This is a genomic window from Clostridium sp. AM34-11AC, assembly GCF_003435375.1.
GTDB lineage: Bacteria > Bacillota > Clostridia > Lachnospirales > Lachnospiraceae > Pilosibacter > Pilosibacter fragilis.
Window position 1 is genome coordinate 1 of record NZ_QWGL01000071.1, and the last position, 290, is coordinate 290.

The following is a 290-nucleotide window of genomic DNA, read 5'->3' on the forward strand; positions in this document are numbered from 1 at the left end:
AATCTTAAGTTTATGATGTTGACTTCAAGTGGTGGTTTAATTTTAGCCCTCCAAAGGACTATTACTACTGCTTGCCCCGAAGGGCGGTATCGCAAGCACTGTTGCTGGCTCCGCTATAAAGCGGTACTACTGGAATCCTCTCTTCTTGAGTCTTCTGCTTACTCTCTTATATATTACTATACAGCTTCTTCTGTTATATTGCCGATTGTCTCTACATAGTATCCTCTCGCCCAAAAAGCTTTGTCCCATTTGCTTTGCAACTCTGGATGTCTATCGTAAATCATTAGCGT